General features: G+C 71.6%; 11 protein-coding genes and 3 pseudogenes. 8 read left to right on the top strand and 6 right to left on the bottom strand.

Annotated features, from left to right (window positions below; genetic code table 11):
- Positions 1-97 precede the first annotated feature (97 nt).
- Positions 98-328 carry a hypothetical protein gene (locus tag AMK21_RS35860; protein ID WP_234421876.1) on the top strand — a complete coding sequence of 77 codons (231 nt, stop codon included), beginning with the start codon at positions 98-100 and terminating at the stop codon, positions 326-328.
- On the opposite strand, the gene AMK21_RS08615 is transcribed toward AMK21_RS35860, so the two are convergent.
- The 5 genes and pseudogenes from AMK21_RS08615 to AMK21_RS37050 all read right to left on the bottom strand — a co-directional run.
- The gene (locus AMK21_RS08615; RefSeq protein WP_073875859.1) at positions 288-1,118 is read right to left on the bottom strand and encodes an N-formylglutamate amidohydrolase; all 831 of its coding nucleotides are present in this window, start codon (positions 1,116-1,118) and stop codon (positions 288-290) included. The two genes, AMK21_RS35860 and AMK21_RS08615, sit on opposite strands and share 41 nt — an antisense overlap.
- A 74-nt stretch (positions 1,119-1,192) precedes the next feature.
- Positions 1,193-2,182, bottom strand: coding sequence for a sphingomyelin phosphodiesterase (gene sph / locus AMK21_RS08620; RefSeq protein ID WP_073875861.1), 990 nt, complete (start codon positions 2,180-2,182; stop codon positions 1,193-1,195).
- A 160-nt stretch (positions 2,183-2,342) separates the two neighbouring features.
- A pseudogene (locus AMK21_RS08625) lies at positions 2,343-2,773 on the bottom strand (class F sortase); the annotation flags it as partial.
- 1 nt (position 2,774) lies between these two features.
- Positions 2,775-4,034: pseudogene (locus tag AMK21_RS08630) on the bottom strand (HAMP domain-containing protein); the annotation flags it as partial.
- Positions 4,035-4,056: 22 nt separating this feature from the next.
- Positions 4,057-4,182 (bottom strand): annotated as a pseudogene (locus AMK21_RS37050) (winged helix-turn-helix domain-containing protein); the annotation flags it as partial.
- Positions 4,183-4,449: 267 nt separating this feature from the next.
- On the opposite strand from AMK21_RS37050, the gene AMK21_RS08640 reads away from it, so the two are divergent.
- The 7 genes from AMK21_RS08640 (at position 4,450) to AMK21_RS08670 (ending at position 14,554) form a co-directional block, all read left to right on the top strand.
- The gene (locus tag AMK21_RS08640) at positions 4,450-5,751 is read left to right on the top strand and encodes a cytochrome P450 (protein ID WP_073875863.1); all 1,302 of its coding nucleotides are present in this window, start codon (positions 4,450-4,452) and stop codon (positions 5,749-5,751) included.
- Positions 5,748-7,001 (top strand): cytochrome P450 family protein, encoded by a 1,254-nt coding sequence (locus AMK21_RS08645; protein WP_073875865.1) that lies wholly within the window; start codon positions 5,748-5,750, stop codon positions 6,999-7,001. The genes AMK21_RS08640 and AMK21_RS08645 overlap by 4 nt, the downstream gene beginning before the upstream one ends.
- 256 nt (positions 7,002-7,257) lie before the next feature.
- The gene (locus AMK21_RS08650) at positions 7,258-8,760 is read left to right on the top strand and encodes an aldehyde dehydrogenase family protein (RefSeq protein ID WP_073875867.1); all 1,503 of its coding nucleotides are present in this window, start codon (positions 7,258-7,260) and stop codon (positions 8,758-8,760) included.
- 98 nt (positions 8,761-8,858) lie between these two features.
- Complete coding sequence (locus tag AMK21_RS08655; RefSeq protein ID WP_073875869.1) at positions 8,859-10,472, top strand: GMC family oxidoreductase; 1,614 nt, start codon at positions 8,859-8,861, stop codon at positions 10,470-10,472.
- Positions 10,469-11,593 carry a quaternary amine ABC transporter ATP-binding protein gene (locus AMK21_RS08660; protein ID WP_073875871.1) on the top strand — a complete coding sequence of 375 codons (1,125 nt, stop codon included), beginning with the start codon at positions 10,469-10,471 and terminating at the stop codon, positions 11,591-11,593. The genes AMK21_RS08655 and AMK21_RS08660 overlap by 4 nt, the downstream gene beginning before the upstream one ends.
- Positions 11,593-13,578 (top strand): ABC transporter permease, encoded by a 1,986-nt coding sequence (locus AMK21_RS08665; RefSeq protein ID WP_073875873.1) that lies wholly within the window; start codon positions 11,593-11,595, stop codon positions 13,576-13,578. Before AMK21_RS08660 ends, AMK21_RS08665 begins: the two co-directional genes overlap by 1 nt.
- 1 nt (position 13,579) lies before the next feature.
- Positions 13,580-14,554, top strand: coding sequence for an ABC transporter substrate-binding protein (locus tag AMK21_RS08670; RefSeq protein ID WP_073875875.1), 975 nt, complete (start codon positions 13,580-13,582; stop codon positions 14,552-14,554).
- Positions 14,555-14,609: 55 nt separating this feature from the next.
- On the opposite strand, the gene AMK21_RS08675 is transcribed toward AMK21_RS08670, so the two are convergent.
- Positions 14,610-15,977, bottom strand: a complete 1,368-nt coding sequence (locus tag AMK21_RS08675) for a cytochrome P450 (protein WP_073875877.1) — start codon at positions 15,975-15,977, stop codon at positions 14,610-14,612.
- Positions 15,978-16,131: the final 154 nt, after the last annotated feature.

The raw sequence follows: 16,131 nt of genomic DNA on the forward strand, positions 1-16,131 counted from the left end.
GACCAGGAGGTGGAGGTGCCCGGTCCGAAGGTCACCGTCACGAAGACGGCCACTGTCACCGCCGAAGCCGCCGAAGCCCAAGGGGCCGCCCACCACCGTGGGAGGGGACGGCGAATACCTGGTGGAGGAGGAGATGCGCGCCGGTACGTACAGGACGGCCGGCCCGGGGGACTCCTTCGGCTGCTACTGGGAGCGCGCGAGGAACTCCAGCGGAGAGTTCGACGCCGTCATCGCCAACGGCAACCTGGGGGGCAGCGGGCGGGTCACCGTCAACAACGGGGAGATTTTCAAGTCCACCGGCTGCCAGGACTGGAAGAAGGCCGGCTGACCGCCCCCACCAGCTCCGCCAGCGCCCCCGCGAGCGCGTCGAGTCCAGGTCCCGCGGGCCCGCCCGGCTCGGTCATGTACGTGTCGCGGCGGATCTCGATCATCAGGGCCGTGACCCGGCGGTCCGTGCCGTAGTGCTTCAGCGGGACGTACGTTCCGGCGAACGGGCTGTCGACGCCCGTCCCGCCGAAACCGGCGAACGCCTCCTCCGCGAGGGCGCTTAGCTCCGGCGGGGTGTGGAACGGGTCGGTGCCCAGGCAGACGGGCGGGCGGGGGCCCGTGCCGTGGAGTTCGTACGGGAGCGGCGCCGCCGGGTAGGAGTGGACGTCGACGATCACCGCGCGACCCGTGGCGGCGATCCGGGCGTCGACCGCCTCCGTCATGGCCTGCGCGTACGGGTGGAAGTAGCGGTCCAGCAGGGGGCGTTGGTCCGCGCCCGGGGCGCGCAGGCGTTCGCGGTGGGTCGTGTGTGTGTAGACCGCGCCCATGCCCACGGCGCGCATCTCCTCGCGGTCGTCCGGGAAGCGTTCGGGGTCGACGACCAGGCGGGAGAGGGCGTTGACGTAACGCCAGGGCCGAACCGAGCAGGACTCGGCCGCGCGGGTGGCCAGTTCGGCTGTGTGGGAGTCGGTGATGTGGTCGAGTTCCCGCTCCAGAGCTCCGTCGTCCAGCAGGATTCCGCCGCGTACCTCCTCGGGAATCGTCCGGGATCCGTGCGGCACGTGCAGCAGTACCGGGGAGTCGGGGTTTCCGGGGAGGAGGTGGAACGACGACTGGGGGGCGGTGCTCATGAAGCGGGTCCTTCACGGCCGGGGCTGGGGTCCTGATCGTTTCATCTGCGGGCGCCAGTTGGCGGACCGCGGTGTCAGTTGGCGGAGCCGATCACCGGGTAGTGGTCGGAGAGGTTCGTGTATGTGTAGTTCTTGCCCCAGCTGGAGACCGTCCAGGGGGCGCTCTGCTCCTTGATCACATCGTTCTTCCAGCCCGACGGCTTCGCGTGGCCGGCGCGGTGCAGGACGTGGTCCAGGTCCTCGCGGGGGTCGTTCGGGTAGCGCTCGGCGGCGATCGAGTTGTCGCGGGTGTCGAAGGAGTACGGATGGCCCGTCTTGGTGTCGGCCGCAGTCAGGTCCGCGTCCTTGAGGAAGGAGGCGTACTCGGCGGAGTGCCCGTCCACGTTGAAGTCGCCCGCCACGATGACCTGTTCGGCGGCCGGGATCTTCTTGGCGTCCAGGAAGGCGTCCATCGCCTTGAACTGGAGGCTGCGCATCCGGGCGGCCTCGCCCGCCGAACAACCGGGGTCGGTCGACTGGGCGTGGGTGCCGACGACATGGACACGGGTGCCGTTGACGTTCAGCACGGTGTAGGCGAAGCCCTTGTTGGACCACCAGTCGCCGCCGCAGGCGTCCTTGAAGACGTACTGCTCCTTGCGCACGATCGGCCACTTGCTCAGGATCGTGACGCCGCCGTCCTCCGGGGTCGTCGCCGAGTACGAGCCGCTCGTGGCGTCCCAGCCGCTCTTGCTCCGGCCGACCACCGGGGTCTGGTACGGGTACTGGGCGGCGGAGTTCCGCAGCAGGGCGTCGGAGGCCCCGTTGTCGAAGGCCTCCTGGATCACGACCACGTCGTTGCCCCGGAAGAACGAGGTCTTCGGGATCTCTGCCGCCCGGTGGTCCTGGCCCCAGTTGGGGTACAGGGTCTTGCTGAAGATGAACGCGTTGTACGAGAGCACCCGCAGCGACGGGGTGTCGGCGGTGGTCGCCGCTGCGGCCTGGGGCGTGTTCACGGCCAGCGGGACGGCGGCGATCGCGGCGGAGAGGGCCACGCCGGAAAGGCGGCGGAACGTGGAGTGCGGCACGAGGTCTCCTGCTGAATGAGTGGGGGCGTACCGGGTGACACCCATCAAAGCAGCGGGAGTTACCCACGGGTAGACATCGGATGCCGTGAGTCTGTCCGGTCGGATGCCATCAGGATTCGGCCATGGACCCGCCCGACCGCGCCCGGTTCAGCTCGGCGTATCAGCCCAGCGCGGCGTAGACGATGAGGTTGTCCACGGGGTGCCCCTCCGCGTCGAACGCGCCGTCGCAGGTCACCAGCCGCAGCGTGCTGCTCTTGGTGGCACCGTAGACCCGCTCGGTGGGGAACGCGTTCTTGGCTACGGTCTCCTTGCCCGTGACGGTGAAGCGCAGCGACTTCCCGTCGCCGTTCCGGACGCGTACCTCGGCGCCCTTGCGGATGTCCCTGAGGTCGTGGAAGACGGCCCGGCCGAAGCGGGTGTCGTTGTGGCCGATCAGGACGGCCGATCAGGACGGCCGGGTACGGCTCCGCCCGTGTACCAGCCGGCCGTCATGCCCTTCTCCGCGGGCGGGACCTCGACCGTGCCGTCCGCGTTGAGCCCAAGGCGCATGAGCGAGCTGCTGATCTTGAGGGAGGGGATGGTGACCTGGGTGCGGGGTGCGCAGCTCATGGGCCACATCGCTGACCATGGCCTTGCGCTGCTCCTCCAGACGCGCCCGGTGCGCCGACATGTCGTTGAACGCGGCGGTCAGCCGGCCGATCTCGTCGTCCCCCGAGACCGGCACGGAGGCGTGCTCCTGACCGTCCCGCATCCGCTGTGCGGCCCCGGTCAGCGCGTGCAGCGGGCGGACCAGCCGGGCGCCCGCCAGCACTGATGCGCCCACGGTCAGCGCCAGGACCAGCGCCGCCGCACCGGCGATCTTCGCGGTGTTGGCGGGGGAGAGGTCGAAGCCGGGCACCGTGGCACCGCCCTCGTCCCCGATGAACAGGAGCGCGGGGGAGGCCACGTACGAGCTGAGCTGTTCGCTGCGTGCCGTCCCCACGCACGAGGCGATGGCCCGGTCGTCCTCCCCGGTGAACTCCCGGGGCGGCTCGACCGCCGGGGCGGGGCCCGCCTCGCGCGCGTCGCTCGGCACAGGAGCGGGCCGGGGAGCAGGGCCGGGCACGGGCACGGCGGCCGCCCCGCCCCAGGAGAGGTCCTGGTTCAGCCGCACCTCGCCGCGGCCCTGGCGCTTCAGGCAGGCGTCGGCCAGGTCGTTGAGCGCGGTGAGCGCCTTCTTCTCCGTACGGGTCGGGCTGTCCAGGTCCGAGGGATCGCAGCGGGTACCCAACGCCCGTTCGGGGTCGTTGCCCACCATCTGCACCCGGGGCCGGCCGCTCGGCCCGACGACCGCGTCCGCGGCGATCCCCGCCCGGTTCGGGCACACCGCCTGCCGGTCGGCGGTCCGCCGAAGCGCCGCGCGCTCGGCCGCCGGCAGCAGGAACGGCCCCACCGCACGCGGGTCGACCCGGTCCGCGGCCGTGCCCTGTCCCTCGGTGCTCCGGGCGGCCAGCACGGTGTCCACGGACAACGGGTCGACCACCGCCGAGGCCTCCGGCGGCAGCGCGGGCAAAGTCGCCGCGGTGGCGGAGTCGGCCAGCGGCTGCCTGCTCCGCGTGGTCAGCGCCACGCGCCGGCCCGACTGTTCGGCCAGCTCCCGTACGGTCGCGTCCACCCCGTCCCAGGTCGGGTGGCGGGCCGCGTAGCCGAGCAGGGTGTCGCAGATCCGGGCGTCGGCGGTGAGGTTCTGGCCCTGCTCCTGTCTGATCGCGCCCGAGGTCGTCTGGACGGCGAGCCAGGCGGTGGCCGCCACCGAACACGCGGCGACCAGCGCCGACACGCCGAGCAGCCGCCCCAGCAGGCTCCGCCGCAACGGCACCCGGGAGGACAGGTCCCTACGCACGCCGTGCGGCCTTCGCCGGGCCGGTCAGCTTGTAGCCGACCCCGAAGACGGTGAGCAGGCGCACCGGCCGCCGGGGAGCCGGCTCGACCTTCTTGCGCAGGTTCATGACGTGCACGTCGGCTACCGGGTGATGAGGGGGCGGGTACCGGACCGGGGAGGGGACGGCGTACCGGCGCTGATCCGGAGGCGACGGGTCCGGTGTGGACTTGTGATCAAAGCTGCGCAGATGTCGTACGGGAGTGATCGAAGCGGCATGGAGAAGTGGGCGGGAGCGGGCGGGAAAGGGCGTGATTCCGCCCCACCGGTTGACGGAACCTCCTTATAGTGGTGCCGCGTTGATCGTATGGTCGCAACGCGCGAAGCCGTCGCTACTGGAGTCCGTACGATGACGAACCCCTCGTCCGCCACGCCCGTGCCCCCGGCCGGTGGAGGTGATGGCTGCCCCATGGGCTACGACAAGGGAGCCGTTCCGCTCAGCGGGCCCGCCTTCCACACCGAACCCCAGGTGCTCTACCGCTCGATGCGGCGCGACCACGGCCCCGTCGTCCCGGTCGAGCTGCCCGGCGGGTTCCCCGCCTGGCTGGTGATCGGCTACCGGGAACTCCACCAGGTCACCAGCGACGGGGAGTTGTACCCCCGGGACGTCTCCCTGTGGAACCAGTGGGAGAACATCCCTGCGGACTGGCCGCTGCTCCCCATGGTGGGAACTCCCATGCCGTCCATCTACTTCACCGCCGGAGCCGAGCACCGGCGCCATGTGGAGATGGTCGTCCCGGCGCTCGAAGCGGCCGACCCCTTCGAGATCCGGCAGCACTGCGAGCAACTGGCGGACCGGCTCATCGACGCCGTGTGCAGCCGGGGCACCGCCGACCTCGTCGCCGAGTTCGCCGAGCCGCTCCCCGTCCTCGTGCTCGCCCGGCTCGTCGGCTTCCCCGACGACGAGGGCGCCGACATCGCCCAGGTGCTCAAGGACCTGGCCGACGGCGGGCCCGGCGCCCAGAAGGCCCACCTGCGCTTCGGCGAGCACATGCACCGGCTCGTCGCGGCCAAGCGGGCCCACCCCGGGGACGACGTCACCTCACGGATGCTCGCCCACCCCGAAGCGTTCACCGACGAGGAGTACGCGCTCGACCTCATGGCCATCACGGCCGCCGGGCACCTGACCACCGCCGACTGGATCAGCAACTCCACCCGGCTCATGCTCACCGAGGACCAGTTCGCGGACGCCCTCTCCGGCGGCCGGCACAGCGTCGCCGAAGCCATGAACGAGGTGCTCTGGGAGGACGGCCCGACCCAGATCCTGGCCGGCCGGTGGGCCTCGCGCGACGCCCGGCTCGGCGGGCAGAACATCGCCCGCGGCGACATGCTGCTCCTCGGCCTCGGCGCCGCCAACGCCGATCCGCACATCCGGCAGCAGGTCACGGACCAGGCGGTCCGCTCCGGGCGGGGTGGCAACAGCGCCCACATGGCGTTCAGCCACGGCGAGTACCGCTGCCCCTTCCCCGCGCAGGAGATCGCCGAGATCATCGCCCGTACCGGCATCGAGGTGCTGCTGGACCGGCTGCCCGACCTCGAACTGGCCGTCCCGGCGACGGAGCTGGTGCGCAGGCCCTCCGCCTTCCTGCGCGGGATGACCGCGCTGCCCGTCCGCTTCACCCCCGTTCGCACGACAGGAGACGCGTTGTGAAATGCCCGCACACCGGAGCCGCGGAAGCCGACCGGGACGCCGGGACCATCACCATCGACCCCATGGTCCAGGACCTGGACGGTGAGACCGCGCGGCTGCGCGACGCCGGTGTGCTCGCCCGGATCGAGCTGCTCGGGGTCCCCGCCTGGACCGTCACCCGGCACGCCGAGGCGCGTCAACTCCTGGTCGACCCGCGGTTGGTGAAGGACATCAACGTCTGGGGGCTCTGGCGGAGCGGGGTGGTCACGCACGCGTGGCCGCTGATCGGCATGATCGACGCCGGGCGCTCCATGTTCACCGTGGACGGGGCCGAGCATCGTCGGCTGCGCACCAAGACCGCGCAGGCGCTCACCCCCCGGCGGCTCGAAGCGATCCGCCCGACCATCGAGAAGTTCACCGACGAGCTACTGGACGACCTCGACGCGGCGCGGGGCGAGGACGGGGTCGTCGACCTGAAGGCCGTCTTCGCCCAGCCGCTCCCGATGCGCGTCGTCGGCCTGCTGATGGGCGTCGACGAGTCCCAGCACGCGATGCTGACCCGGCAGTACAAGGCGTTCTTCTCCATGCTCACCCCGCAGGAAGAGCGCCTCGCGCTCCTCGCCGAGCTCGACGTCTTCTACACCGACCTCGTACGCGAGAAGACCGCGCACCCGACGGACGACCTCACCAGCGCGCTGATCCTGGCCGAGGAGGGCGGCGAGCCGCTCACCGAGGAGGAGGTGGTGGGCAACCTGAAGGCCATGGTCGCCGCCGGGCACGAGACGACCATCGGGCTCATCCTCAACGCCGTACGCGCGCTGCTCTCCCACCCGGACCAACTGGCGAAGGTGCTCTCCGGCGAGGTCGGCTGGGACGCGGTGATCGAGGAGACTCTGCGCTGGGACACCCCCACCACCCACCTCCTGATGCGGTTCGCCACCGAGGACATCACCGTGGGCGACACCGTGGTCAAGCAGGGTGAGGGCGTCGTCATCTCCTACCGCGCCATCGGCCGCGACACCGAGCAGCACGGCGACGACGCCGACGCCTTCGACATCACCCGCGCCACCCGCAACCGCCACATGACCTTCGGCCACGGCCCCCACATCTGCCCCGGCGCCGCTCTCTCCCGCGTGGAGGCGGCCGTCGCCCTGCCCGCCCTGTTCGCCCGCTTCCCCGGACTGCGGCTCGCCGCCCCTGACGCGGAGATCACCAAGCTTCCGGTGATGACGCAGAACGACATGGCGGCCTTCCCGGTGCTGCTGGGCTGAGACCCGGGGAGCCCCGGACCGGTTCGCCGCGCGCCGTCCACAGGCACCCCGACGCCGCACCCCTGGAGGGGTGCCCACAGGTGTCCGCACGCGCCTCGCGAGTGAGGTGCGTCACCCAGAGTGAAATTCTTGGCATACATTCCGGCGGACGGGGGAGGGGCCCCGACCGCTGGTGTGGCCGTACCCCGGTCCACCGCACAAAACGCCCTCGGCCGAACCGGCGAGGGTACTTCGGGTACGGAAGGCAGAACACGACATGTCGGCGCTCAGCACCATCCACATCGACGGCATCTGGCGGGCCGCCGGATCAGGCGCGACGCGCGAGATCCTCGACCCCGCCGACGCCACCGTCCTGGCCGTCGTCGCCGAGGGCGGCGCCGAGGACACCGATGCGGCGATCGCGGCGGCGCGGCGCGCCTTCGACGACGGCCCCTGGCCGCACAAGCCCGTCGCCGAGCGGGCCGGACTGCTGCGCCGGGTCGCCGAGCTGCTCCAGCGGGACCGCGAGGAGATCGCGATCACCGAGAGCCGCGACACCGGCAAGACCCTCGAAGAGGGCCGGGTCGACGTCGACGACGTCACGAACGCCTTCCGCTACTTCGCCGACCTCGTGATGAACGAGAGCGGCGGCCGGGTCGTCGACGCGGGCGACCCCGACGTCCACAGCATCGTCGTGCACGAGCCCGTCGGCGTCTGCGCCCTGATCGCCCCCTGGAACTACCCCCTCCTCCAGGCCAGCTGGAAGATCGCCCCGGCCCTCGCCGCCGGCAACACCTTCGTGCTCAAGCCCAGCGAGGTCACCCCCCTCTCCACCGTCCACCTGATCAAGCTCCTCGCCGAGGCCGGCCTGCCCGACGGTGCCGCCAACCTCGTCACCGGCGCGGGCGACCCCGTGGGCGCCCGGCTCTCCGAGCACCCGGACGTGGACCTGGTCTCCTTCACCGGCGGCCTCGCCAGCGGTACGAAGGTGGCCCAGGCCGCCGCGCCCACCGTGAAGAAGGTGGCCCTGGAGCTCGGCGGCAAGAACCCCAACGTGGTCTTCGCCGACGCCTGCGCCACCGAGGACGGCTTCGACACCGCCGTCGACCAGGCCCTGAACGCCGCCTTCTTCCACAGCGGCCAGGTCTGCTCCGCCGGGGCCCGCCTGATCATCCAGGACACGATCAGCGAGCGGTTCGTCACCGAGCTGGCCCGCCGCGCCGACGCCATCCGCCTCGGCCGGGGCACCCTCGACGGCGTGGAGTGCGGCCCCCTCGTCTCCGCCCAGCAGCTCGCCAAGGTCGAGGCGTACGTCGCCTCCGCCCGCGAGGAGGGCGCGATCGTCCGGGCCGGCGGCGAACGCCCGGAGCCCAGCGACGTACGCCCCGAAGGCGGCTACTTCTACCGGCCGACCGTCCTCGACGGCTGCCACCGGGAGATGAAGGTGGTGCGCGAGGAGACCTTCGGCCCGATCCTCACCGTCGAGACCTTCCGTACCGAGGAAGAAGCCATCACGCTGGCCAACGACACCGACTACGGCCTCGCCGGCGCCGTGTGGACCACGGACGCGGGCCGGGCCCGCCGGGTCGCCGGACGGCTGCGCCACGGCACCGTCTGGATCAACGACTACCACCCCTACCTCCCGCAGGCCGAGTGGGGCGGCTTCGGGAAGTCCGGTACGGGCCGCGAGCTCGGCCCGACGGGGCTCGCCGAGTACCGCGAGTCCAAGCACATCTACCAGAACCTCAACCCGCGCCCCCAGCGCTGGTTCGCCGGCTGACCCCTGCGGGGGTCCCGAAACGACTGAACCCGGGTGCCCCGCCCGGCTGTTCGCAGCACCACGCACACGCACGAACCTTGCAGAAGGAGCAGTGACCGATGCCTCCCACGCCCCGCAGCACCGCAGTCCCCGACCCCGAAGGCCCCGTGGCCGACTACGTGATCGTCGGCGGCGGCACCGCCGGATCGGTCATCGCCTCCCGGCTCACCGAGAACCCCGACGTCACCGTCACGGTCATCGAGGGCGGCCCCACCGACATCGACCGCGACGACGTGCTGACCCTGCGCCGCTGGCTCGGCCTCCTCGGCGGCGACCTCGACTACGACTACCCCACCACCGAGCAGCCGCGCGGCAACTCCCACATCCGGCACAGCCGGGCCCGGGTCCTCGGCGGTTGCTCCTCGCACAACACCCTCATCAGCTTCAAGCCGCTGCCCGGCGACTGGGACGAGTGGGCCGAGGCGGGCGCCGAGGGCTGGGACGCGGCCGCGATGGCCCCGTACTTCGCCAAGCTGCGCAACAACATCGTCCCGGTCGACGAGAAGGACCGCAACGCCATCGCCCGCGACTTCGTCGACGCCGCCCAGGCGGCGGCCGGGGTCCCGCGCGTGGACAGCTTCAACAGCAAGCCGTTCCACGAGGGCGTCGGCTTCTTCGACCTGGCCTACCACCCGGAGAACAACAAGCGCTCCTCGGCTTCGGTCGCCTACCTCCACCCGCACATCGAGGCCGGTGACCGTCCCAACCTCCGGATTCTGCTGGAGACCTGGGCGTACCGGCTGGAGTTCGACGGCACCCGCGCCACCGGCGTACACGTCCGGACGAAGGACGGCGAGGAGACCCTCCTGCGCGCCGCCCGCGAAGTCATCGTCTGCGCGGGCGCGGTGGACACCCCGCGACTGCTGCTGCACTCCGGGATCGGTCCGCGCGAGGACCTCCAGGCGCTGGGCATCGACGTCCACCACGACCTTCCGGGCGTCGGCGAGAACCTGCTCGACCACCCCGAGTCCGTCATCGTCTGGGAGACCGACGGGCCCATCCCGGAGAACTCCGCGATGGACTCCGACGCGGGACTCTTCGTCCGCCGCGACCCCGGATCGCGGGGCCCGGACCTGATGTTCCACTTCTACCAGATCCCGTTCACCGACAACCCGGAGCGGCTCGGCTACGAGAAGCCTGAGCACGGGGTCTCGATGACGCCGAACATCCCCAAGCCACGCAGCCGGGGCCGCCTCTACCTCACGAGCGCCGACCCCGAAGTCAAGCCGGCCCTGGACTTCCGGTACTTCACCGACGAGGACGACTACGACGGCCGCACCCTCGTCGACGGCATCAAGCTCGCCCGTGAGATCGCGGCCACCGAACCGCTGGCCCACTGGCTCACCCGCGAGGTCTGCCCCGGTCCCGAGGTCACCTCGGACGAGGAGATCAGCGAGTACGCCCGCAAGGTCGCCCACACCGTCTACCACCCGGCGGGCACCTGCAAGATGGGCGCCACCGACGACCAGGAGGCCGTCGTGGACCCGCAGTTGCGCATCCGTGGCCTCCAGGGCATCCGGATCGCCGACGCGTCCGTCTTCCCGACCATGCCCGCCGTCAACCCGATGATCGGAGTCCTCATGGTCGGCGAGAAGTGCGCCGAACTCCTTGCCGACCAGGCGCGTGACGCCGTCCCGGTCACCGGTACCAGCACCGGAGGTGATGCCCGATGACCGCGACCAAGGCCACCGAGGCCACAGTTGAGGTCGCCGACGAGAACGCCGTGTTCTCCGTACGCAACCTCTGGAAGGTCTTCGGCCCCAAGGCCGACCGCATTCCCGGCAGCGAGCACGCCTCCCTCCCGCCCGCCGAACTGCGCGAGGCCACCGGCTGCACCGCCGCCGTACGCGATGTCTCCTTCGACGTCCGCAAGGGGGAGGTCTTCGTCGTCATGGGGCTGTCGGGCTCCGGTAAGTCGACCCTCGTACGCTGCCTGACCCGGCTGATCGAGCCCACCAGCGGCACCCTCGCCATCGACGGCGAGGACGTCCTCGCGATGGACCGCTCCCGGCTACGCGAACTGCGCCGCCACCGCGCCGCGATGGTCTTCCAGCACTTCGGCCTTCTGCCGCACCGCACGGTGCTGGACAACGTGGCCTACGGCCTGGAGATCCAGGGCCTCGGAAAGGCCGAACGCCGCGCCAAGGCAGCCGAGTTGGTGGAGAAGGTCGGCCTCGCCGGGCTGGAGGACCGCCGCCCCTCGCAGCTCTCCGGAGGCCAGCAGCAGCGCGTCGGCCTCGCCCGTGCGCTCGCCGTCGACCCCTCCGTCCTCCTCTTCGACGAGCCGTTCAGCGCCCTGGACCCGCTGATCCGCCGAGAGATGCAGGACGAGGTGGTCCGGCTGCACCGCGAGGAGGGCCGCACCATGGTCTTCATCACCCACGACCTCAGCGAGGCGCTGCGCCTGGGCACCCGGATCGCGCTCATGCGCGACGGCGGGATCGTCCAGCTCGGCACGCCCGAGGAGATCGTGGGCTCGCCCGCCGACGACTACGTCGCCGAGTTCGTCCGCGACGTGCCGCGCGAGCAGGTCCTCACCGTCACCACCGCGATGCGCCCCGCGCTCGCCGGGGAGAGCGAGAGCGGCCCGGCCGTGCGCCCCGAGGCCACCGTGTACGAGGCCATCGAGGCGGTCTCCCGCTCCGGCGACCCGATCGCCCGGGTGATGGACGGCGGCCGGCTCGTGGGCGTCGTCGACCACGCGTGCCTACTGGATGTCGTGGCCGGCACGACCGGGCCCGACAAGGCGACCGCCCCCGACGCTCCGGACGGCCCCCGCGAGGTGGCCGTCTGATGGCCACCGCCCAGGCCACCCCCGGCCGCCCCGCCCAAGCGGGCGCGCGCCGGGGGCCGCTGGCCGCCCTCCGCGAACGCCCGGCCGCCGGGAAGCTCCTGCTCCTCGCGCTCGCCGCCGTCATCCTCGTCCCCCTCGTCCACAGCCGCTGGGGCGGCGGCATCTGGCCGGACGCGCTGACCGCCGACCTCTCGGCGCCGCTCGGCGAGGTCACCGACTGGATCGTCTCCAACCGGGACGACCACCCGCTCTTCCTCTACTTCTTCGGCCACATCAGCAACGCCGTCGTGCTCTCCGTACGCGCCGTCTACCTGGTGCTCCTGGCGCTCGGCTGGGCCGGAGTCACCGTGCTGGCCGCCGCCGTCGCCTGGCGGGCCGCGGGCATCAGACTCGCGCTGACCGCGGCCGTGTCGTTCCTGGCCTGCGGGCTGCTCGGCATGTGGGTGCCGACCATGCAGACGCTCGCCCTGATGGTCGTCGCGGTCCTCGCCTCCGTCGTCCTCGGACTTCTCCTCGGCCTCGCCGCCGGGCTCTCCGACCGAACGTTCCGCGTGCTGCGCCCGGTGCTGGACACCATGCAGGTGCTGCCCGCCTTCGCGTATCTGCTCCCCGTGGTGCTGGTCTTCGGCATCGGCGTGCCCGGAGCGGTCCTCGCCACCGTCGTCTACGCGGCTCCGCCGATGGCGCGGCTCACCGCGCTCGGCCTGCGCGGCGCGGACGGCGGCGTCATGGAGGCCGTCGCCTCGCTCGGTGCGACCGGACGGCAGCGGCTGCTCACGGCCCGGCTGCCGCTGGCCCGCAGGGAGCTGCTCCTCGGGCTCAACCAGACCATCATGATGGCGCTCTCCATGGCCGTCATCGCCTCGGTGATCGGCGCCGGCGGCCTCGGCGACCGGGTCTACCAGGCGCTGTCCTCCGTCGACGTGGGCGCCGCCCTCGCCGCCGGCATCCCGATCGTGCTGCTGGCCGTCGTCCTGGACCGTACGACGGAGGCCGCGGGCCGCCGCATCGGCGCCGAGCCCGCCGGGCCGGCCCTCCTGCGCGGCCGGCGCGGCTGGACCCTGGCCGCCGTGGTCATCGCCGCCGTCGCCTTCGTCGGACGGCTCACCGACGGCCGGGTCTGGCCCGACGACGTCACCGTGGCGATCGCCGGACCGGTCAACACCGCCAAGGACTGGATGGTCGACCACCTCTACACCGGCGTGCCCGTCGTCGGCGGCACCGCCGACCTGGCCTCCCACTTCACCAGCGGCGTCCTCAACCCGCTGCGCAGCGGGCTCACCGGGCTGCCCTGGTGGTCGGTGCTGCTCATCGTCGCCGCCCTCGCCTGGACCATAGGCACCTGGCGTACCGCCGCCACCGCCGTCCTCGCCATGGCCGCGATCGGTGTCCTGGGCGTGTGGGAGCCGTCGATGGACACCCTCAGCCAGGTCCTCGCCGCCGTGGCGGTCACCCTGGTCCTGGGCTTCGGCATCGCGATCGGAGCGGCCCGCAGCGAACGCCTGGAACGGCTGCTGCGACCGGTCCTGGACGTCTTCCAGACCATGCCGCAGTTCGTCTACCTGATCCCCGTCGTCGCACTCTTCGGCGTCGGCCGCGCCCCCGCCGCAGCGGCGGCGATCGTCTACGCGCTGCCCGCCGTGGTCCGCATCACCACCCAGGGGCTGCGGGGCGTCGACCCGGCCGCGATGGAGTGCGCCCGCTCGCTCGGCGCCACGACCGGCCAGCAGCTCCGCCAGGTTCAGCTTCCCCTGGCCAGGCCCTCCTTGCTGCTCGCGGTCAACCAGGCCGTGGTCCTGGTCCTCGCCGTCGTCATCATCGGCGGACTCGTCGGATCGGGCGCACTCGGCTACGAGGTCGTCCTCGGCCTCGCCCAGGGCGACCTGGCCACCGGGCTCGTCGCCGGAGCCGCGATCGTCTGCCTCGGCCTGATGCTCGACCGGGTCACCCAGCCCACCACCCGCCGCCAGCGACAGGAGAGCTGAGATGAACCGCTCCCGCACCCGCCTGTTCGTGGCGCTCGCCTCGGCCACCGCCCTGCTCACCACGGCTGGCTGCGGCGCCGCCGACATGACCAAGCAGTCCTCCCCGTTCGCGGCCCCCGCCGGGGTCAAGACGGTCACCCTCTCCGTCCAGTCCTGGGTCGGCGCCCAGGCGAACGTCGCCGTGGCCGAGCAGCTGCTCAAGGACAAGCTCGGCTACCGTGTCGACCTCGTCCAGACCGACGAGGTCCCCGCCTGGGACGCCCTCAGCCAGGGCCGCGTCGACGCGATCCTGGAGGACTGGGGCCACCCGGACCAGGAGAAGCTGTACGTCGACGAGAAGAAGACCATCGTCCGCGGCGGCGACCTCGGGGTCACCGGACACATCGGCTGGTACGTCCCGAAGTACTGGGCGGACAACCACCCCGACGTCACCGACTGGAAGAACCTCGACAAGTACGCGGACGAGCTGAAGACCGCCGAGAGCGGCGGCAAGGGCCAGCTCATGGACGGCTCACCCTCCTACGTCACCAACGACGTGGCCCTGGTGAAGAACCTCAACCTGGACTACAAGGTGGTCTTCGCCGGCTCCGAGGCGGCCCAGATCACCCAGATCCAGCAGTTCGCCAAGGAGCAGAAGCCCTTTTTGAGCTACTGGTACCAGCCGCAGTGGCTGTTCAACGAGGTGCCGATGGTCGAGGTGAAGCTCCCCGAGTACACCGAGGAGTGCGCGGCCAAGGACCCCGAGGACATCGACTGCGCCTACCCGACGACGCCGTTGCAGAAGTTCCTCAACGCGGACTTCGTGGAGCGCGGCGGCGACGCGGCCTCGTTCCTGAAGAAGTTCCGGTGGTCGGAGAAGGACCAGAACGAGGTCTCCGAGATGATCGCCCAGCAGCGGCTCACCCCGGAGGAGGCGGCGAAGCGCTGGATCGACCGCCACCCGGACGTCTGGAAGAAGTGGCTGGAGAAGGCCTGACGGGACGGACGGCTGCCGTGCGCACCGCACGGCAGCCGTCCCGCTCGCTGTATGCCTACCGTGCCCGCACCGTGGCCGACACATCCCGGTCCGGCTGGAGCGTCAGGCTCGGTACGGGCTCGATGACGCCCGGCTCGACGTCCAGCTCGAAGCGCCGGGCCAGCACGGCCAGGATGAGCACCGACTCGACCATCGCGAACCGGGTCCCCAGGCATACCCGGGGCCCGCCGCCGAACGGGAACCAGGCGTATTCGGCGATCTCGTCCCCGCTCTCCGCGTCCCAGCGCTCCGGGCGGAACTCCTCCGGCTCGGGGAACCACCGCGCGTCGCGGTGCGTGGACCACTGGCTGCTCCAGACCCGGGTCCCCTCCTCTATCGGCAGACCGCCGAGCCGGGCCCCCTCCCTCGCGACGCCCGTGATCAGCCAGATCGTCGGATACAGCCGCAGGGTCTCCTTCACCACGGCCTGGGTGTACGTGAGTTGGGCGTAGTCCTCGAAACCCGGCTCCCGGTCGCCGAGCACCCGGTCCAGTTCCTCGGTGAGCGCGGCCCGCACCCGCGGATCGCGGGAGAGCAGGTACCAGGCCCACACCAGGGTCGAACTGGTCGTCTCATGGCCGCCGATGTACAGGGTGACCGTCTCGTCGCGGATCTCCTCGTCGCTGAGCCGCTCGCCGCTCTCGTCGACCGCGGTGAGCAACCGGCTGAGCAGGTCCGGGCGTTCGGTCCCCCCGTCGCGGTGCCGGGCCACCACCCGCCTCACCTCGGAGTCGATGACCGCGGCCGCCTTCTTGATCCGCGCCCGGCCGGGCGTCGGCACCCAGTCGGGCAGCAGCGCCCCGATCCCGGCGAACTCCTTGCCGATCTCCAGCTGGGCCACATCCATCGCCCGGCCCATCGCCTCCGAGTCCGCCGGGGTGTCCACGCCGAAGATGGTGCGCACCGCGATCTTCTGTGTCAGGGCCGCCATCTCCCGCTTGATGTCGATGCGTTCACCGTCCGACCAGGCGTCGGCCAGCTCCACCGCACAGGACGCCATGGTGGCCGCGTACGACCTGACCTGTTTGGGCCGTACCGAGGGCTGCACCAGCGACCGTTTACGCCGCCATTCCCGGCCCCGCGCCACGATGAGCCCGTTGCCCAGCACCGCCCGGAACGCGACGCCGAGCGAGGGCTGGTCGAAGGTGCGCTCGGTCCCGGTGAGCAGCTCGCCTATGCACTCCGGGTCGGAGATGAACACGCACCGGTTGCGCCCGAACCTCCACCGCACCATGTCCCCGTGGCCCCGCAGGAGTTCGAAGAAGGCGAGGGGGTTCTTCGCGAACTGCGGCAGGTTCCCGAGTAACGGCAGCCCCTTGGGGCCCGGTACGAGAGCATGGCCGCGAGGCGGGGTGCCGAGCGCCGGGCCGGTCTGCGTGGACATCGAAAGGACTCCGCTCCCTGGGGCGCGCCACGGGCGGCGCGCGATCGTTCGCACCTCATCGAACGTGATGAGGCCGGCACTCCGCCAGGGCGGCGGACCGGCGTGGACGGGATCCGTCATCAGCCTTGTGGAGTACGCGAGTTGTCGAGCGTAG

Origin of the sequence: Streptomyces sp. CB00316 (genome assembly GCF_001905595.1) — a bacterium.
Taxonomy (GTDB): Bacteria; Actinomycetota; Actinomycetes; order Streptomycetales; family Streptomycetaceae; genus Streptomyces.